The organism is Myroides albus, from assembly GCF_009711045.1.
Taxonomy (GTDB): Bacteria; Bacteroidota; Bacteroidia; order Flavobacteriales; family Flavobacteriaceae; genus Flavobacterium; species Flavobacterium album_A.
The window spans coordinates 1-20,295 of sequence record NZ_WMJX01000042.1; the positions used below are offsets into that span (position 1 = coordinate 1).

At 35.1% G+C, this 20,295-nt stretch carries 16 protein-coding genes; 7 read left to right on the forward strand and 9 right to left on the reverse strand.

Annotation, left to right across the window (positions count from 1 at the left end; genetic code table 11):
- Window positions 1–300: 300 nt before the first annotated feature.
- The 3 genes from GJV76_RS13195 to GJV76_RS13205 all read right to left on the reverse strand — a co-directional run bounded on the left by GJV76_RS13195 (window position 301) and on the right by GJV76_RS13205 (window position 4,352).
- On the reverse strand, window positions 301–1,662 hold the full coding sequence (locus GJV76_RS13195) for a hypothetical protein (RefSeq protein ID WP_155093082.1): 1,362 nt from the start codon (window positions 1,660–1,662) through the stop codon (window positions 301–303).
- A 187-nt stretch (window positions 1,663–1,849) separates the two neighbouring features.
- Window positions 1,850–2,998 (reverse strand): hypothetical protein, encoded by a 1,149-nt coding sequence (locus tag GJV76_RS13200; RefSeq protein WP_155093083.1) that lies wholly within the window; start codon window positions 2,996–2,998, stop codon window positions 1,850–1,852.
- A 190-nt stretch (window positions 2,999–3,188) separates the two neighbouring features.
- A complete protein-coding gene (locus GJV76_RS13205; protein WP_155093084.1) occupies window positions 3,189–4,352 on the reverse strand; it encodes a hypothetical protein in 1,164 nt (387 codons plus the stop codon).
- 291 nt (window positions 4,353–4,643) lie between these two features.
- Here GJV76_RS13205 and GJV76_RS13210 point away from each other — a divergent pair, with 291 nt between their 5' ends.
- Entirely contained in the window at window positions 4,644–6,395 is a 1,752-nt protein-coding gene (locus GJV76_RS13210; RefSeq protein WP_155093085.1) for an aromatic amino acid hydroxylase, read from the forward strand.
- Here the strand turns inward: GJV76_RS13210 and GJV76_RS13215 are convergent.
- The 3 genes from GJV76_RS13215 to alaS all read right to left on the reverse strand — a co-directional run bounded on the left by GJV76_RS13215 (window position 6,390) and on the right by alaS (window position 10,686).
- Window positions 6,390–7,022 (reverse strand): DUF4230 domain-containing protein, encoded by a 633-nt coding sequence (locus GJV76_RS13215; RefSeq protein ID WP_006259634.1) that lies wholly within the window; start codon window positions 7,020–7,022, stop codon window positions 6,390–6,392. The two genes, GJV76_RS13210 and GJV76_RS13215, sit on opposite strands and share 6 nt — an antisense overlap.
- A gap of 2 nt (window positions 7,023–7,024) precedes the next feature.
- Window positions 7,025–7,981, reverse strand: coding sequence for a GSCFA domain-containing protein (locus GJV76_RS13220; protein ID WP_006259635.1), 957 nt, complete (start codon window positions 7,979–7,981; stop codon window positions 7,025–7,027).
- A gap of 77 nt (window positions 7,982–8,058) precedes the next feature.
- Window positions 8,059–10,686: an alanine--tRNA ligase gene (alaS, locus tag GJV76_RS13225; RefSeq protein ID WP_155093086.1), complete on the reverse strand. Its 2,628-nt coding sequence runs from the start codon at window positions 10,684–10,686 to the stop codon at window positions 8,059–8,061.
- 224 nt (window positions 10,687–10,910) lie between these two features.
- Here alaS and GJV76_RS13230 point away from each other — a divergent pair, with 224 nt between their 5' ends.
- The 5 genes from GJV76_RS13230 to GJV76_RS13250 are packed head-to-tail and all read left to right on the forward strand — an operon-like array spanning window position 10,911 to window position 14,137.
- On the forward strand, window positions 10,911–11,888 hold the full coding sequence (locus GJV76_RS13230; RefSeq protein ID WP_155093087.1) for a M23 family metallopeptidase: 978 nt from the start codon (window positions 10,911–10,913) through the stop codon (window positions 11,886–11,888).
- Entirely contained in the window at window positions 11,888–12,217 is a 330-nt protein-coding gene (locus GJV76_RS13235; protein ID WP_155093088.1) for a MerR family transcriptional regulator, read from the forward strand. Before GJV76_RS13230 ends, GJV76_RS13235 begins: the two co-directional genes overlap by 1 nt.
- Before the next feature lie 13 nt (window positions 12,218–12,230).
- Window positions 12,231–12,827: a LemA family protein gene (locus GJV76_RS13240; RefSeq protein WP_155093089.1), complete on the forward strand. Its 597-nt coding sequence runs from the start codon at window positions 12,231–12,233 to the stop codon at window positions 12,825–12,827.
- Window positions 12,828–12,829: 2 nt separating this feature from the next.
- Window positions 12,830–13,270, forward strand: coding sequence for a TPM domain-containing protein (locus GJV76_RS13245; protein WP_155093090.1), 441 nt, complete (start codon window positions 12,830–12,832; stop codon window positions 13,268–13,270).
- 3 nt (window positions 13,271–13,273) lie between these two features.
- Window positions 13,274–14,137 (forward strand): TPM domain-containing protein, encoded by an 864-nt coding sequence (locus GJV76_RS13250; protein ID WP_155093091.1) that lies wholly within the window; start codon window positions 13,274–13,276, stop codon window positions 14,135–14,137.
- Window positions 14,138–14,309: 172 nt separating this feature from the next.
- Here GJV76_RS13250 and GJV76_RS13255 read toward each other — a convergent pair whose 3' ends face one another.
- The 3 genes from GJV76_RS13255 to era form a co-directional block, all read right to left on the reverse strand.
- Window positions 14,310–17,060 carry an outer membrane beta-barrel protein gene (locus GJV76_RS13255; RefSeq protein WP_155093095.1) on the reverse strand — a complete coding sequence of 917 codons (2,751 nt, stop codon included), beginning with the start codon at window positions 17,058–17,060 and terminating at the stop codon, window positions 14,310–14,312.
- 69 nt (window positions 17,061–17,129) lie between these two features.
- Window positions 17,130–18,440, reverse strand: a complete 1,311-nt coding sequence (der, locus tag GJV76_RS13260) for a ribosome biogenesis GTPase Der (RefSeq protein WP_155093092.1) — start codon at window positions 18,438–18,440, stop codon at window positions 17,130–17,132.
- Window positions 18,441–18,497: 57 nt separating this feature from the next.
- The gene (gene era / locus GJV76_RS13265) at window positions 18,498–19,385 is read right to left on the reverse strand and encodes a GTPase Era (RefSeq protein ID WP_155093093.1); all 888 of its coding nucleotides are present in this window, start codon (window positions 19,383–19,385) and stop codon (window positions 18,498–18,500) included.
- A gap of 155 nt (window positions 19,386–19,540) precedes the next feature.
- Here era and GJV76_RS13270 point away from each other — a divergent pair, with 155 nt between their 5' ends.
- Window positions 19,541–20,203 (forward strand): CatB-related O-acetyltransferase, encoded by a 663-nt coding sequence (locus GJV76_RS13270; protein WP_155093094.1) that lies wholly within the window; start codon window positions 19,541–19,543, stop codon window positions 20,201–20,203.
- Window positions 20,204–20,295 lie beyond the last annotated feature (92 nt).

The following is a 20,295-nucleotide window of genomic DNA, read 5'->3' on the forward strand; positions in this document are numbered from 1 at the left end:
GTTAGCTTATGAAATATGGGCTTGGTCGGGTGGATACCTCTTTGGAGTTATCATCACTACTGCACGATAACCCGAATGTAGCCAAAGTTGCTACAGCAATAAACATAAAAATTTTCTTCATAATCTATTAATTTGACTTTTGGTTGAATAAGCAAATTATAAAAGGAGAACTGAAACAACTAAAACAATTCAATTGCGAAAGAACAATTTCAAGAAGATTTCAAACATTTTAAGAGTAAATTCAAAACAAAAAAACCTCCACTCAAAAGAGTGGAGGCAGCATAATTAAAATATGTACTATTACTTCACAAAAGTTCTAATTGTTCTATCAAATTTTGAGATCATATTTGACTTAACTTTCTGATTTGCCTCAACAAATCGACTTGTAGACCTTGTTTTGTTAGCACTATTTTCAGAAGCATCAAAAAAGTAACTCTCTCCTTCATATTCAATGCTGAATGGCTTATCATTCATTGGAGCTGTAGTTCCTTTGTAATGACCTTCAAAAAGGTTCTTAGCATTTACTTGAGCATCAAATTTAAACTTCATATCCAAATTACTAACTCCAATAGTACTACCATTTCTAATTACTCCAGCAATAAGAGGAGTTGTATTTGTAGCATTTGGTAAGTCTGGTGAGTATGAACCTTCAGATACTTTTTTAGCTGGCGTTTTGAATACATAAACTGCAGCCAAATCCCCAGATCCAACTTCTACTTGCCATCTAGCAACTACTTCTGTTTTTGACTCATCAGCATACTCTAATCCAAAAAACACTAAATAGCTATCTTCAATTTGATGAGTAGCACCATTAAATTCAAAAGATCCTTTTCCTTTAGCTTCTACTTTTTCAGCCTCCTTAATAGTCACCTCAACACCGTTGCTAAAACTTCCTTCAAACTCTGCACTAAAAGTAACTGTTCCTGCAGGCCCATAAAGGTTGAACTCTCCATTATCATCAGACAAAATATTAAGAGCCTCACCATCCACGTGTAACACCGCATCTTTAACAGGTGTATTACCCGTAACGATAGATAAAGTAAAAGGTTTACCAGCAAACACCTCATTTGGATTAGTAACTAAAGTTAACTTCAAGTCAATCGGTTTCGCTGTTACAGTAATTTCAACATTATCAGAATTTTCTAAGCCTTCTTTGAATGCAAAGAACTTAAAGCTTCCTGCTTTATCAGCTATCCAGCTTGTTCCGTTTATCTCTGTTCCATCAGCAAAACTAACCTTGAAATCCTTTAAGTCAGCTCCTCCTGCTTGTGCAGTGAAAGTAACTTTTTCTCCAACTTCAACCTTAGATTTATCTGCTTTCAAAATAATCTTGTTTGCATTTTCAGTTACCACTACATTAATTGGATTACTATTGCGATAACCTGCTTTTGTTGCTACAACTTTAAAAGTACCTGCTTCTTTAAACACGTGTTTTAGACTACCAGGTTGGTCATTGATAAGGATCTTCACTCCATCAATCTTTTTATTGTCTAACTCTGCAGAAAAATTAACTGCTTCACCTACTTTTACTTCAAGCTTGTCTGCTTTTAGTACTAATTGTTTTTCCTCTTTCTTATCATCAGTAGAGTTATCATCACTACTACATGATATTCCAAACGTAGCAAGAGTCGCTACGAAAATGAACATAAAAATTTTCTTCATAATTGATTCTAATTTGGTTATTGATTGAATGACCAAATTATAAAAGCTGCACTCCAAATAAATAAACTATTCAATTATAATTAAGTTATTTCTAAATATTACCAAACAAATATCATTATCCTTAACAATACATAAGAAATAAAACCAATAAACAAAAAAAAGAGCAGTTAAAAAACTGCTCTTTTTTCTATTTTAAGTTTAAAGAAAATAATGCTTCTTTACTTATTTTAAATTCGTTTTTAATAGATTTCGCATTACTATTATCCAAATCAATTTTATAATATGCTTGGTACTCACCATCAAAATCAGATGCTAATGAATTTCCTGATACTTTATCCGTCCCCTTAACAGCAAGTTTTACATTTCCTTTACCGTTATCTTTATTTGGAGTAGTAAAAACAGGAATACTATACATAGTTTTTTCATCAGCCTGAAATTCAACACCAGAAACTTTCCCTCTAAAATCTACGATAACAATCTGTTCATTAGTCGTAACCTGCCATGGTAAACGTAGGGCTTTTGAGTTCTCTTCTTGTTCTACATAAAACAATAAAGATCCAGAATTCTCATATTCTGTTCCTGATATCGAGTCATCAATCTTAACAGTAAATGTTCTAATGATGAAAGGCACAAAAGTTTTACCGTCAATTACTTCAGAATAAACCGATCCACCTTTACTAAAATAAAAGAAAGCACTTCCTTTTAAATCAATGCTTTTATTTCCCAAAGAAATAAAATTCTCAGTTGGCATAGGTGTATCTTGTTTCAATACATTAACAGAAACTTCATTCGAAGTTTTATATCCTTCTTTGGTAGCTACAAATTTAACAACTCCATCTTTATTTGCTGTCCAAGTCGTTCCATTTATTTTTGTTCCTCCTACCATTTGAACTGTAAACCCAAAAATATCTTCCTTATTATCTTTGGCTGTAAAAGTTACAACATCCCCCAATTTCACTTCAGATTTATCAACAGATAAAGTGAAACTCTTACTTGGTTTAGGTTCTTCATCATCAGCTACCACATTTATCTTAAGAATAGAACTATCTTTAAAATTTACTTTACTTGCATAAACTTCAAAAGTTCCACTTTCATTAAATACATATTCGTTTGATGCCTCTTCTCCATTGATAAAAATCTTCGCTCCATCAACATTCTTTCTATCTGCTTGTACATAAAAATTTACCTTATCACCTACCTTTATGTCAACACGATCTGCGTTGAGTATCAATTGATGGGTCATTTTATCTTCATTGGACGAATTATCATCACTGCTACACGACACTCCAAATGTCGCTAAACCAGCAACAGCTAAAAACATAAATAGCTTCTTCATAATTATAATTTATTTGGTTATTGATTAAAAGACCAAATTATTGAAGCACTCTTCAAAAAAAGCAAGCTATTCAAAGACAAAAAAACTATTATTATAACTTTACAAAGAAACCTCTTATAACAGATCGCTTATATCAAACAAAAAAGCAGTTGCCATGGCAACTGCTTTTTTGTTTGATATAAAATGTAAATTATTTTCTTCTCATTGAAGAGAAATCAACATTATCTACTTTGATACCAGATCTTAGCGATTTTATTGAATTAGCTCCATTACCAGTTAAATCAATTTTAAAGTATGCTTGATAAGGACCGTCATAATCACTGTTTAGAACTCCTCCACTAACTTCATCATTTCCTTCAACTATAAATTTAGCAGTTCCTCGCGCGTCTTTTTCTCCTGGAGTTGTTAATGCAGGTATTGAGAATTTTGTATCTTTATCTGCTTTAAAATCAACACCATTAATTTTTCCATTATAACTTGCAATTAATATTTGCTCTGGATTAGTTACATCCCAAGGGAAAACTACAGTAGTTTCACCCTCTTTTTGCTCTACATAGAACAAAATAGCACCAGAATTGTCATAATCCGTAGCTGTTACAGTTTCTGTAATATCAATTGTAAAAGTATTAACTCTAAATGGTACATACCATTTACCATTAATTTCTTCTGAGTATACATATTGTCCATCAACAAAATAGAAAAATGCACTTCCTTTTAAATCAATACTTTTATCACCTACTTGGATAAAATTACTCGTTGGGTTTGGTTTATTATCTTTCGTAACATTTACTGTAATTTCAGCTGTATCGTTATATCCATCCTTAGTAGCGATGAATTTCACAACACCTTCTTTTTCAGCTTTCCATGTTAAACCTGGTAACTCAGCACCACCTACAACCTTAACTTTAAATCCAGAGATTGCTACATTATTTTCTTTTGCAGAAAATGTTACTGTTTCTCCCACTTTAACATCAGCTTTATCAGCTACTAAAGTGAATGTTTTCTTCTCTGTGTCTGGATCTGTACCATCTTTCTTAGTTACAGTTATTTTTAAAGCAGCACTATCTTCAAAATTTGCCTTTTTAGCTACTACATTAAAAGTACCTTCTTTCTCAAAAACGTGCTCAATACCAGCCTCTACACCATCAACGTAAATCTTTGCACCGTCGACATTTTTCTTGTCAGCTTGTACTGTAAACTTTACAAGATCACCTTCTTTTACATCAACACGATCAGCACTAAGAACCAATTGTTTGCTCTCTTTACCTGAATCTGATGAGTTGTCATCACTGCTACATGACACTCCGAATGTAGCTAGACCTGCTACAGCCAAAAACATAAATAGTTTTTTCATATAAGTTAGTTATTTTGGGTTATTAAATTTGGTAGCAAGATAAAAACTATTTTGAATCAAAAAAACTATTTCGTTAATTTTTTCAATATTTTTACTTAAAAAAAACTTAAATCAAATAATCATTATTACATATATCACATAAATAACACAGCATACATAAGCTTTTAAAACACATAAAAACTTAAAATTAATAAAACAACAATCGCATCATATACAACAGATATCAACTGTTAACATACCTTCCAAAAGGATTTTTATTATATTTACGACAAACAATAACAAATTTCATTTATGAAAACACAAGAATATGAAAGTAACGACTTGATCGAAAGATTACCACAGCATTTAAAACAATTTATCAAACCACAGAGTTATCAGGATTATACACCTATTAATCAAGCTGTGTGGCGATACGTTATGCGTAAAAATGTTGATTATCTATCTAAAGTTGCTCACGAATCATATCTTGACGGTCTAGCTAAAACAGGTATTTCTATAGAAAGCATCCCTAGTATGTATGGGATGAATAGAATATTAAAAGAAATAGGTTGGGCTGCTGTAGCAGTAGATGGCTTTATACCACCGAATGCCTTTATGGAGTTTCAGGCGTATAAAGTACTTGTTATTGCATCAGATATTAGACAATTAGAGAATATAGAATACACACCTGCACCAGACATTATACACGAAGGGGCAGGACATGCTCCTATTATCGCTAACCCTGAGTATGCTGAGTATCTGAGACGCTTCGGAGAGATAGGCTGTAAGGCTATTTCTTCTGGCAGAGACTATGAGATATATGAAGCTATCCGCTTACTGTCTATCTTAAAAGAGGCCGAAGGTGTAGACCCTGAAGAAATCAAAAAGGCAGAAGAGCAGGTAGATTATTTACAAGGTATAACAGAAGAACCTTCTGAGATGGCACTTATCCGTAATCTTCACTGGTGGACAGTAGAGTATGGATTAATCGGTACTACGGATAACCCTAAGATATACGGAGCAGGCTTACTATCTTCTATCGGAGAGAGTGCATGGTGTATGACTGATAATGTAAAAAAACTTCCTTATAGCATAGAAGCTGCATACCAAGGCTTTGATATCACTAAGCCTCAACCTCAGTTATATGTAACTCCTGACTTTGCTTATCTAAGTGAAGTATTAGAAGAGTTTGCAAATAAGATGGCTTTAAGAAAAGGAGGCTTAATGGGAATAAACAAACTAATAGACTCTAAAGCCTTAGGTACGATAGAACTGAATACAGGTCTACAGATATCAGGTGTATTTACACGTGTAATCGAACACGAAGGCAAACCTGCTTATGTGCAGACAACAGGCAAAACAGCTTTAGCCTATAGAGAGAAAGAATTAGTAGGACACGGCACAGAGACTCATCCACATGGTTTTGGTACTGCATTAGGTCGTCTAAAAGGAATCAACCTTGCTATAGAAGATATGAGCCCTAGAGATCTAAAAGCTTATAACCTATATGAAGGCAAGCCAGTAACTCTAGAGTTCGAAGGAGGTATCACTGTATCTGGAACTAATATCACGGGTATTCGCAATATACATGGTAAGATTATTCTGATTAGTTTTAGTGACTGTACAGTGAAGCACAATGATGAAGTACTATTCCAACCAGAATGGGGGACTTATGATATGGCTGTTGGTGCTCATGTGATTTCTGCTTTCTCAGGGCCTGCTGACTACCACAGTTTTGATCTAATCAATCACGTTCCTTCTAGCCAAACAATAAAAGCAAAAAGAGACGAGAGTAAAATAAAGCTCGAAAACTTCTACCAAGAAGTTAGAGCCATGAGAGAAGAGAATAAAACAACTGATTTAAACAACGTACTAGATGTTCTAATCAATGGATACCCTTCTGATTGGTTACTGACAGTAGAAATACTGGAATTAGCTAAAAAAGCTTCAAATACAGCATTAGCTGAAAAAGCAATGAGCCACCTTAAATCTGTTCAAACAAACAGACCTGAAGTAGCTCATTTAATCAAAGACGGTATAGATATTATTCTAAAAAGCTTATAAAGCTATATCTAATACCAAGTCTTTATCACTTTGAATAACGTTACCCTGATACTCTAGTTTCCAACCTAGAGTATTGGTAACTATTAATATTTTAGAAAGTTCACTTATAAGTCGATTCTCCGCATTCGATTTTAAAGTGGACTTTTCTATTTTATCTTCTAAGTCTTTCTTCACTTTTGCATTAATCTTATTGTAGTCATCACCTTTAAAAGGGTTGAAAGTACTCTGCTCTACATCTAGTATTTTATAGTCAGGATATATATTTACTTCCGCTTCTGGTATATATATTAATTGCACTACCTTATTCTTCTCATCGATCTGATATTGCAGTTGACTCAAATCATAAGACACTGTAGCCTTTGCATTAATAATAACCACAGCCTTTTTATCAAAAGAAAGCATATTTAAAAAGTATTTCTGCTGATCCTTATACGTCATTACTTGTGAGAAAGTAGCTTCTGTCACCACTAATTTACTCACGTTTTTTAACTGCTCTTGGATTAGAGCTGTATTGTATTGCATATCATCTTTATCTCCCTTCACAAAGCTGTTATACAAAACAACTCCTGCAAACATAAAGAAGAGCACTATAAATATACCGAAGAGTACGCGCAATAACTTTCTCATAACTATCTAAAGTTCATAAATGGATATTTCTCTAATAAGTAATCTATCTTGGCTACCAATGTATCTAAGAAAGCTAAGTGCTGTTCTGCAGTAGGGTTAAAAGGTCTATGGTTCAGTCCTTTTTGCACCTCATCTACTTTATGCATAATCGGATACATATCAGGATGAATCCACGTTGTCACAAAGCGCTCCCAGATATAGTCTATCGCCAACTCATTTGGATGTAACATATCAGCTTTATAAAAGCGATAATCTCTTAGCTCATCCATTACAATCTCATAAGAAGGGAAGTAACTAATTTTATCTCCACTTTGCTGATCTAACACATCGTGTAAGGCAGTAAATAATACTGACTTACTTCTCTGATTCTCTACGATACCATCTTTAAAATGTCTCACTGGAGACACTGTAAACACAATCTGTATATCTGGATTAATAGCTTGTACTAATGTAATAATTTTAGACAAGCTAACCTTCACTTCTTCAGTACTTAATAATCTCTTTTTGAAATTACTCTGTGCTACCTTATGACAATTGGCAACAACCATTCCACTCTCGATATGCTCATATACCCAAGCTGTTCCTAAAGTGATATACATAAACGAGCTCTCTTTTAAAGCTACCTGTAAATCAAACAACTTTACATTCAGCTTCGTCACGATATCTTCTTCTTCTAATTCATTCAAATCAGAATGTGCGATAAAGCTACTCCACACCTCGTTATGACAGAACACATCTGCACTTGTAAATTCATGCCCTTTCACCGCATACTCTAATATGCGCTCTATCGCGATAGGGTGAAACAGAATACCGAATGGATTCACCACACTTTGGAACTGATACTCTTTTAGCTTATCACTTATATTCACAGCAAAACAAGATCCCATAGATAAGATCTTATGCTCGTATTTAATTCTATCCTTTGCTACCTTAGTAGGCACTACTGTACTAAACTTCATAATCTGATGAACTCTTGAACAAAAAAAAGATTCTCATATGAGAATCTTTTTTTTCTATTATAATTACAAATATAATACTATTTCAAATAATCTTTTGCGTGAGCGATAGCGTCTGCCATACCAGCTGGATTCTTACCTCCTGCTGTAGCGAAGAACGCTTGTCCACCACCACCACCTTGGATGTGTTTACCTAACTCACGTACGATAGTACCTGCATTAAGACCTTTGCTCTCTACTATATCTTTAGATACATAACAAGTCAGCATTGGCTTATCATTCGCTACACTACCAAGCAGTACATATAGATTAGAGAACTCATTACCTAACTCATAAGCAAGGTCCTTTGCTCCAGCAGCATCTAAGTCCACTTCTACAGCTAAGAAAGAGATACCGTTTACCTCTTGGATTTGACCTTTTAAGTCTCCTTTTAGGTTCTTTGCTTTCTCTTTTAATAATTGCTCTACTTGTTTCTTAAGTTTAGCATTCTCATCTTGAAGAGATACTACCGCTTTTAAGGTATCTTGTGGATTTTTTAATACTGCTTTAAGCTCTTTTAATGTATCTTCTTGTTCTGCGTAGAACTGACGAGCAGCTTTATTCGTAATCGCCTCAATACGACGAATACCAGCAGCTACAGCTCCTTCACTTACGATCTTGAACTGCCAGATATCACTAGTATTCCCTACGTGAGTACCTCCACATAGCTCCATACTCTCTCCAAACTTAATAGCACGTACCTCATCACCGTATTTTTCACCGAATAATGCCATAGCACCTTCAGCGATAGCCTGAGCCATCGGTATACTTCTGCGCTCTACTAATGGCAAGTGATCGTGAATTCTATCATTCACGAATGCCTCTACTTGTGCTAACTCTTCTTCTGTCACTTTAGAGAAGTGAGAGAAGTCAAAGCGCAAGTGCGTAGGAGCTACTAACGAACCTTTTTGTTCTACGTGAGTACCTAAGATAGTACGCAATGCTTGGTGTAGTAAGTGAGTAGCAGAGTGGTTAGCCATAGATTGCTTACGCGCTTCTACATCTACCTTCGCTACTAAAGTTCCTTCTACATTAGCAGGAAGCTCTCTTACGATATGTAATATTAAGTTATTCTCTTTCTTCGTGTCGATTACTTGGATAGTGTCATTAGCAGATACTAATACTCCAGTATCTCCTACCTGTCCTCCCCCTTCTGGATAGAATGGAGTAGAATCTAATACGATTTGGAATAACTTACCATCTTTTTTACTGTCAATCTTTCTATAACGAGTGATCTTCACTTCATTCTCTAACTGATCATATCCTACGAACTGCTCTACATTTCCTGACACTAATACAGTCCAGTCATCAGTAGATACTTCTGAAGCCGCACGAGAACGTGTTTTTTGTTCTAACATTGCTGCGTCAAATCCAGCTTCGTCTAGTTCATATCCTTTCTCTCTAAGGATAAGCGCTGTCAAGTCAATAGGGAAACCAAAAGTATCGTATAGTTCAAAAGCCTTCACTCCTGATACTACTTTACCTTCTGTTTGTTTGATTACATTGTCTAATAAATGTAACCCCTGCTCTAACGTTCTTAAGAAAGAAGTTTCTTCTTCTTTAATCACGTTTTTCACTAATTCTTTTTGACTAGTGATTTCTGGGAAGAATGCTCCCATCTGTGTACTTAACACCTCTACTAACTCATAGATGAATGGTTCTTTCTTATCTAAGAACGTAAATGCATAGCGAATAGCACGACGTAAGATACGACGGATCACATACCCTGCTCCATTGTTAGAAGGCAACTGCCCATCTGCAATAGCAAAGGCAACTGCTCTCACGTGGTCAACGATAACGCGGATAGCGATATTAATCTTCTCTTCCTCATCATCTTTTGCTTTCATTGTGTATTTACCACCTGTTAACTCAGATACTTTAGCGATAAGTGGAGAGAATACATCTGTGTCATAGTTAGACTGTACTCCTTGAAGCACCATACATAGACGCTCAAACCCCATACCTGTATCTACGTGCTGAGCAGGTAACTTCTCTAGAGAACCATCCGCTTTACGGTTAAACTCCATAAATACGTTATTCCAGATCTCTACTACCTGTGGATGATCTCCATTCACTAATTCTCTACCCGCTATCTTTGCCTTCTCCTCAGCACTACGGATATCTACGTGTATCTCAGTACATGGTCCACACGGTCCTTGATCTCCCATTTCCCAGAAGTTATCTTTCTTATTCCCCATCAGGATACGATCCTTGCCGATTAGGGTACTCCAGATATCATAAGCTTCTTGGTCAAAAGGAACGTTCTCCTCTTCGCTACCTTCAAATACAGTAACGTATAAAATATCTTTAGGGATGTTATAAACTTCAGTCAATAATTCCCAAGCCCAATTGATAGCTTCTTTCTTAAAGTAATCTCCGAAACTCCAGTTCCCTAGCATCTCGAACATTGTGTGGTGGTATGTATCGATACCTACCTCTTCTAAGTCATTGTGCTTACCAGACACGCGAAGACACTTCTGTGTATCAGTGATACGGTTACTTTTAGGCTTGGCGTTTCCTAAGAAATACTCTTTAAACTGGGCCATCCCAGAGTTATTAAACATTAAAGTTGGATCGTCTTTCAGAACGATCGGCGCAGAAGGTACAACCATGTGACCTCTTTCTTCAAAAAAGTTTAAAAACTTCTGACGAATTTCTTGTGATTTCATATCCTTTGGAAACTATAAATTTTAATTCAAATTCTCAATTACTGTTTTTTACCTCAACATTGTTAAAAAACAGCTAAATATTCTATTTTATTACTTTTTTTTATTCTTCTACTAAAGAAAACAATAGCTGTAATGAAAACATTTTTTAAATTTGTTAGCTATCAATCTTTTTCCACTTTAATGAAGATTAAAATTTTAGTGCAAAAATAGTGTTTTTTTAAAATATGGCTAAGGTAAAATATTATTACGACCCTGAAAAATTAGCGTTCCTAAAAATTAGACCTAAAAAGTTTAGATACTTAGGTAATGTCTTCTTATTCATACTTTCTTCTGCCATCTTTGGTGTACTTGGATTATTCGTACTCATTAACACTAATATCCTGCAAACACCTAAAGAAAAAGTACAAGAAAGAGAAATAGCAGAGTTCAAAACAAACTATCTACTTTTGAACAAGAAACTGGACTTAGTTGCAGAAGTATTAGATGAACTTGAAGTAAGAGATAATGACATTTACCGCGCATACTTTAATACAGCACCTATTCCCGATGAACAAAGGAGGTCAGGATTAGGAGGAATAAACAGATATCGCTCGTTTATAGGGTTAACAAATGAAAAAATCCTAACGACGACGAACGAGAAAATGGATATGCTATCAAAGCAAATAGCCATACAGTCACAATCTTTAGATGACATCATTGAGTTAGCTAAGGGTAAAGAGGCATTCCTCGCATCAATTCCCGCGATTCAACCAGTAAAAAATGAAGATCTAAAACGCATGGCCTCTGGTTATGGATATCGTAGTGATCCCTTTACAAAAATTAAAAAGTTCCACGCTGGAATGGACTTCTCTGCAGAAACTGGAACTCCTGTCTACGCTACTGGTGATGGTAAAATAATCCGTGCTAATAATGAATTATCAGGATATGGAAATCTAATAGAAGTAGATCATGGACATGGTTACTTGACGAGATACGCTCACTTAAGTCGATATAATGCTCGACAAGGACAAGCAGTTAAACGCGGTGATATCATAGGGTATGTCGGTAGTACTGGACGTAGTTCGGGACCACACTTACACTATGAAGTGCACTACTTAGGTAATGTAGTAAACCCTTTAAACTACTATTATGGCGATATTTCTGCTAAAGAGTTTGAATTACTTTCACAAGAGGCTAATCAAGAAAATCAATCACTTGACTAATGAAACTAAATTTACCTGACAAACGTTATTACAGTATAGGAGAATTAGCGAATGCTTTTGACCTAAATGCTTCGACATTGCGCTTCTGGGAAAAAGAATTTGACATCATTAATCCTAAAAAAAATGCAAAAGGAAATCGCATGTTCACACATAAGGACATCGAAAACCTTGAATTGATTTATCACTTGCTAAAAGAAAGGGGCTTCACAATTGAAGGAGCCAAAGAATACTTAAAGAAGCAACCTAAGTCAGAAATGAACAACTTTGAGCTGATAAAAAAATTAGAGAATATTAAAAACACCTTAATAAATATTAAAAACGAACTTTAAAAGAAAAATTACTATGAAAAAAGCATTAGTTCCTATCATCGTTCTTGTGGTTGTAATTGCAGGAATATTTATGTACTCTGTTGGTATCAAAAATGATATCGTAGCATTAAGTCAGACGGAACAAAAACAATGGGCAGATGTGCAGGCAGCATACCAAAGAAGAAATGATTTAATCGGAAACTTAGTTAAAACTGTACAAGGTGCGGCAGATTTCGAAAAGGGTACTTTAGAAGCGGTAGTTAAAGCACGTGCTGAAGCGACAAAAGTAACTATTGACCCAAGCAATATGACTCCTGAACAGTTAGAAAACTTCAATCAAGTACAAAGCAACGTGGCGTCAAGTTTAAGTAAACTATTAGTGGTTTCAGAAAATTACCCTGAACTAAAAACTAATACTAACTTTTTAAAACTGCAGGATGAATTAGCAAGTACTGAAAACACGATACAAACACAACGTGTGCGTTTCAATAGTGCTATCATGGATTATAACGGTTATATTTTGAAATTTCCTAACTCTGTTTTTGCGGGAATGTATGGTTACAAAGAAAAACCGTATTTCAATGCAGTACAAGGTGCTGATAAACCTGTAGAAGTGGAATTTAATTTTTAATTATGCCTACTATCAGAGACTATTTATCTACACAAGATGAAAAGGAAATTGTACAAGCAATAACACAGGCAGAAGCAAACACTTCTGGTGAAATACGCATTCACATTGAGACAAACAGCAACGAAGAACCTATGGCAAGAGCGCAAAAGGTATTCTTCGAGCTTGGAATGCAGAATACGAAAGAGCGCAACGGGGTTCTATTCTATCTATGCATTAATTCAAAATCTTTTGTCATTCTTGGGGATGAGGGAATTAATCAAAAAGTTCAAACTGAAAACTTTTGGGAAGGGACTAAAGAATTGGTTATAAACCACTTTAAACAAGGATTATACAAACAGGGACTTATTCAGGGAATCCTCAAGGCAGGAATAAAGCTAAAAGCTTATTTCCCAGCTAAGGAGATCAACAAGAATGAGCTTCCTAATGAAATTTCAAAAGCATAGCAAATGAAAAATTTGTTTAAAAAAGTATTCCATAGTTTAACCTTTGCAATAATCATATTGCTTTGTCAGGTTAATTATGCGCAATTTGATATTCCCAAAAAACCAGCATTAAAAGATCAAAAATTACTTTATGACTATGCTGATTTATTTTCATCTCAACAACAAAGAGAGCTGACTGATAAATTAACGCATTACAGTAATGAAACATCTACTCAGATATTAGTCATTATAATAAAAAGTCTCAATGGAGAAAATATTTCATTATTAGGACCAAAATGGGGACATGAATGGGGAGTTGGAGAAAAAGGAAAAGATAATGGGGTAGTTATTTTGATGTCTGTACAAGATCGTCAAATTGGTATTTACCCAGGTTATGGAGCAGAGCAGTATATAACCGCTGGACAAGGAGGAGAACTTATCCGAAATAGAATTATTCCACATTTCAAAAATGGGGACTATTATGGAGGGATTCACACCGCAGTCGACGGAGTGACTGAAATGCTCAAAGGAGTATACAAGTCAGACAAAAAAAATACTGTTCGCGCAGAAGGAGACAATGAAACTGGAGGTCTATTCTGTCTATTTGCTATCATATTTGTCATCGTTGGAACTATTATATTCAATAAAGGAGACAAAAACAATGGAGGAAAAGGTGGAGGAAACAAACGCAATCGCAGCTTCTTAGAAGATCTTGCAACTGTAATTATTCTTTCAAATAGTGGATCAAGTAGCTCTTCAAGTAGTAGAGGCGGTTGGTCATCTGGTGGAGGTGGCTGGTCATCTGGAGGAGGCAGTTCTTCTGGAGGAGGTTTCGGAGGCTTCGGAGGAGGAGGTTTCTCTGGAGGAGGCTCAAGTGGAAGCTGGTAAAACTTTTCAACTATATAAAACAAATTAGAGGATATCTGAAACAGATATCCTCTTATTGTTTTATACTATCTCTATTTTCGTATTCTAAAGTACTTTTGCACACTAATACAAGTCCCATGCTCAATGAGAACTTTTATATTACATAAGCACTACAATCATCTCTTTTTAAATATTACATACGGAATGCACGCATACTTTGTCCACGCTTACCACGACCTCCTTTTGTACCTTTTCCCTTCTTTGGACCTCCAAACTCATTCAATTTATACACTAAAGAAAACATGACATATTGTTTCAATACCAAACTTTCAGAATCCACAATCTCTGTAGGATCGATAGTACGTCGACTACTGGTATTCTGATTGAGCACATCATACACCTTTACTTTTGCTCTAAACTTACTATCAAAAAACTCATAAGCTAAACTTATATTCCACATATAAAAGTCTTTTTTATAGCCTTGTGCAATTTGAGAGTTGTAAGTGTAATTAAAATCATTGCCAAAGATGAAGTTCTTAGGCCAATAGGTTGTAGCCTCTAAATTAAATCTATGTGTGAAATTTGAAGCTTTATCAACAGTAAAGTTATTGTAACTCGTTCTATTATAGTTATACGTATATGAAGGATGTAGAGTCAAAAACTCTCCATAGTCATAACTAAAGTACGCATTCGGCACAATAGTATTTGCTCGAGATTCGTACATAACATTGTCAATATACCCTTTCGAAAAATGATTAGAAAATCTAACTCCTATACCATATCGGAAGTTATGCTCACCTACCTTCTTGTTCTGAAACAAATTTACTCTTGCTGACCACTGATAATTACCTGATATGTTTTTATAAGTTGAGATACTTTTCATATCCTCGTCATACTCAATTGCATTTACAATCGTATTATCTTGTAGGGAGAGATTTCCTCCAATAGAATACCCAGATCTCGTCTGGAAATCATAAGAGCGATAATTAAAACTAAAATTATGTTGATCCGTCGGTTTCAAGTTTGGATTTCCTACTTTAGTGTGTAGTGGATTGGAGATATCCGTAATTTCCAATAACTCTGTTGCACTTTGATAAGTCTGATTGTATCCATAACTGAAATAAATATTATCATTTTTACTCACGTTAAAGAACGTATTCATATTTAAACGCGGACTAATGTAATACTTATCTAAACTGTAATCCTTTTCATTGTACAATGCATCTGCTGAGTTCTTGACAATATCAGTATAAGAAGTAAAATACAGCGAAAACTTATTCTTATTAATTGCAAATCTGACAAACGGACTAGTTTCCTTTACAACACTTTTATATCGATTCGTTTCTAACTTATTAATAGAGGAATACTCGCCTGTAGCCTCATCATAATCATAAACGTACATACTGTTGATGCTTTGTCTGTAGTTCCACTCAGTTCCGACTTCAAAAGACAATGAGTCCGTAATCGGTTGTCTGAATGACACATCCAAGCTATAGGTATCAGATACATCTTCACTATTTTTAAACTGTCTACGCATATCATCAGCCTTTTCAGATTGAAAGAATTTGGTATCAGATTCAAATAGAATTTCATTATTTCCCTTAGAATTTGAATTAGAAAAATTTACTGATAAGAACTGTCCCGGTTTTTTAAAATTGCGCACATACGAAATATTGTTTGCAAAATTATTACTATCTCCCCTACTATATGACTGACTACGGCTCTCGTTCAAGGGATTCATATTTTCATCAAAAGATGCTTCTTCTGACTGACTATTAGAATAGGTATGCCCTTTGCTGAAGTTAGGCATAATTGACAAAAAGTCTTTCTCTCCTCGATAATCAATTGAAAAATTGGCTTTATTCCCTTCATCTCCACTTTTTGATGAAGAAGAAGACGTATTATAAAACTGACCACTTGGTAAAAAACGAGTTGACGTCGTTTTATTCCTATTCTCAGTTTCAGAAAAATTGTAATCATAACTTCCATTTCCCGACAATAATTCAGTAAAATCCTCCAGGTAATTTAGCCCTATCATCCTCGACTCAGTAACGCCTCCTCTACTACGTCCACTGCGCATATTATCAAAGACATCGTCCATTGAAAAGCCTACTGCATTAATATTATTGGCAGAACCAATGACTGATATCTTTCTCCTCTTGTTAAAACTATTCAAAAACAGACCCGCTTCATAGCGATCATCTGTTCCATATCCCGCATTAACTTGTCCGAAGTACCCTTTGTTATTTTCCTCATCAATTGTCACGTTGATACTTGCATCATCAGACTTTGCACGCTCACCTGTAAATTTTTCCCTTTTAGTCTTTTTATCCGTAACTTGGATTTTGTTAATGATTTCACTTGGTAAGTTTTCCAAAGCTACTTTACCATCCTCACTAAAGAAAGGCTTGCCATTCACTAAGATCTCATTAACCTCTTTCCCATTCACAGTTATCTTTTTATTCTCGTCTATCTGTAAACCAGGAAGTTGCTTTAACAAATCTAAAAGTTTGGCGTCAGGCCTAACCTTAAATGACCCAGCATTATACTCTATAGTATCATTTCTAACCCTCAAAGGTGGGGTCTCAGCAACAATAAGCAACTCGTCTAAATTAGTAGGCAAATCCTTAAGCACTATTTTACCAAGATCATCATTCTCTGTAATCCCCTTCGGGTATTCCTTGACAAAGTCTTGATAACTCATCATAGAAGCTTTAAGGAAAGTTCCCTCTTGTAGCGATCGAATCTTCAGATCAAAATTTCCTGTTTTATCCGTAACGGTATAACCTACCATTGTAGAATCTTTATCTCTATTCAAATAAACAGTTACATACTCTAAAGGCAAATTCAAGGAGTCGACTATTCTTCCCTTTATAGAAATAGCGTTCTGTCCAAATGAACTAATACAGAGTAAAACAGTCAAAAAAGTATATATCGATTTCATAGCCATAAAAAAAGCGGTCTATACAAATGTACAAAGACCGCTTTAAGTTATTATCATTTATTCAAAAATCTATTTCTGACGGAAAAAGATATCAATTGGAACACCTTCAAAGTTATATATCTCACGAAGTTTATTCTCAATATATCTCTTATAAGGATCCTTTATATACTGTGGCAAGTTTGCAAAGAATACAAACTGAGGTGTAGGCGTAGGCAACTGCATACAGTATTTAATCTTAATGTATTTTCCTTTAATTGCCGGTGGTGGAGTATGCTCTACTACAGGTAGCATAGCCTCATTGAACTTAGACGTAGAAATACGTTGTTTTCTATTTTCATATACTGCTACAGCTGTCTCCAAAGCTTTTAATAAACGCTGTTTAGTGACTGTCGAAGTAAATACGATCGGCACATCCGTAAAAGGAGCAATCTCTTCACGAATTTTATCTTCGAACTGTTTAGTTGTCATCGTATCTTTTTCTACTAAATCCCATTTATTAACAAGAATAACAACTCCCTTTCTGTTCTTTTCAGCTAACCAGAAAATATTTTGATCTTGCCCTTCGAAGCCTCTTGTTGCATCAACCATTAAGATACAAACATCACTATGCTCAATTGCGCGAATAGAACGCATTACAGAGTAAAACTCTAAATCTTCTTTTACTTTAGATTTACGGCGAATACCCGCTGTATCAACTAAATTAAAATCAAAACCAAACTGATTAAATCTCGTATCAATAGCATCCCTTGTTGTTCCAGCGATATCAGTAACAATATAACGATCCTCACCAATCAAAGCGTTGATAAAACTAGATTTACCAGCATTTGGACGACCCACTACTGCAAACCTTGGCAACTCATCTTCCTCTGTCGTTAATTCTTCCTCCACTGGTAATGCAGCTACTACAGCATCTAATAAATCTCCTGTACCACTACCACTCATTCCTGCAATTGGAAAAATCTCTCCTAATCCAAGGTTGTAGAATTCAAAAGTATCATCCATACGCTTTGAACTGTCCACCTTATTAACTGCTACAAAAATAGGTTTCGTTTCTTTACGCAACAGGCGAGCAACTTCTGCATCCATTGGAGTTATTCCCTCCTCAACATCAACAACAAATATAATAGCGTCTGCTTCGTCTATTGCTAAACTAACTTGACGTCTAATTTCCCCTTCAAATACATCATCAGAACCTTTCACATATCCTCCTGTGTCAATGACAGAGAACTCTCTCCCATTCCATTCTGATTTGCCGTAGTTTCTATCACGTGTTACTCCACTTACTGAATCTACGATGGCATCTCTCCTTTGAATCAAACGATTAAAAAAAGTCGATTTTCCTACGTTTGGTCTCCCAACTATGGCTACTATACTACTCATATTATTTCAAAATAGGTCGCAAATTTAATGTTTATTACGACATTTTTATTTTTATTATTACTTCTTTTGATTATATCCGAAGCGACGTAACTGATAATCGCTACTTCTCCAATCTTTATTTACCTTGACAAACAATTCTAAATGGACCTTTTTCATAAAAAACTTCTCCATTTCTTCTCTTGCTGCTATTCCCACTTTCTTTAATGCTGCACCTTTATGTCCAATGATTATCCCTTTTTGGGTATCTCTTTCAACCATGATAACAGATTTGATTCGAATAATGTTATCCTCCTCTTTAAACTCCTCTGTTTCTACTTCCACTGCATAAGGCACTTCTTTTTCGTAATTCAACAGGATCTTCTCTCTAATAATCTCATTCACAAAGAAACGCTCAGACTTATCAGTTAAAGCATCTTTAGGGAAATATGGAGGGCTATCTGGTAGTAACTCAATGATGCGATCATAAACAGCCTGTGTATTAAACTTCTCTAAAGCAGAAATAGGGAATATCTCAGCATTTGGAACTTTCTCACTCCACAATGCCACTTGCTCTTCTAATTGAGTTTGATTAGATTTGTCAATCTTATTCAATAAAAGCATTACAGGTACCTTTGACTTATTGATTCGAGCAAAGAAATCCTCATCTTTTAATTCTCTCTCTCCTATCTCTACCATATAAATCAACACGTCAGCATCCTCAAAAGCGGATTTTACGAAGTCCATCATTGATTCTTGCAATTCATAGGCAGGTTTAATAATACCAGGTGTATCGGAGAATACAATTTGATAGTCATCTCCATTTACAATACCCAATATTCGATGTCTAGTAGTCTGTGCCTTAGAGGTGATGATTGACAATCTCTCTCCTACTAAAGCATTCATTAATGTTGATTTACCTACATTTGGATTACCAATAATGTTAACGTAACCAGCTTTATGCGTCATATTATTCTATTTTTTCGAGAGCAAAGGTAGTTTATATCAATGACATAGGAAAAATTAAATAAAATTTATAACAACACTTTATATATATTTAGCATCTAACTTATCTAATAATTAATCACCTATTTAGGGTACTTGATAAAATAACATAATTACAAATGAAAAAAGAAGACAAAAGACATTGGTCTAAAGTAGAATATTTACACGAAACAGTAAAAAACCCAAACATTCACATTAAAGGAACGACATCTTATTACAGCAATGCATGGACAGGGAACTTTGAAGAAAGTGTGGTGCGCTATCTCTATGGTGATGAATACAGTCTTAATACATGGGATCCCATCTGGCATATTGATCAACTATACATTGGGGCGTATGTGTGCATTGCCGCCGAAGTAGTAATACTTATGGGAGGCAACAATACACATCGCACAGATTGGTTTAGCCTGTATCCCTTTACAGAAATAATAGAAGAAGCTTATCAAGCCAAGGGAGATACAATAATAGAAGACGGAGCTTGGTTAGGGATGCGCTCGATGATCATGCCAGGTATAACAATTGGAGAAGGGGCAATCGTAGCTTCGGGAGCAGTTGTGATAAAAGATGTAGAACCTTATACCATCGTTGCAGGTAACCCTGCCAAACCTATTAAAAAGCGCTTTTCTGAAGAAACAATAAAAAAATTAATGGATTTAAAAATTTACGATTGGCCTGAAGAAAAATTCCACTCCTTTATTAAGTTACTCTGTAACAATAACATTGATGAACTTATTGCTCAAAACAGCGAATATACAAAAGGGAAAGACAGTGAATACCTATGAAAATAGGCGATTATTCTCATAGCTGATTTGTGGGTTCCAAATATTCCTACTATATTTGCACCACAATATCGCGGGATAGAGCAGTAGGCAGC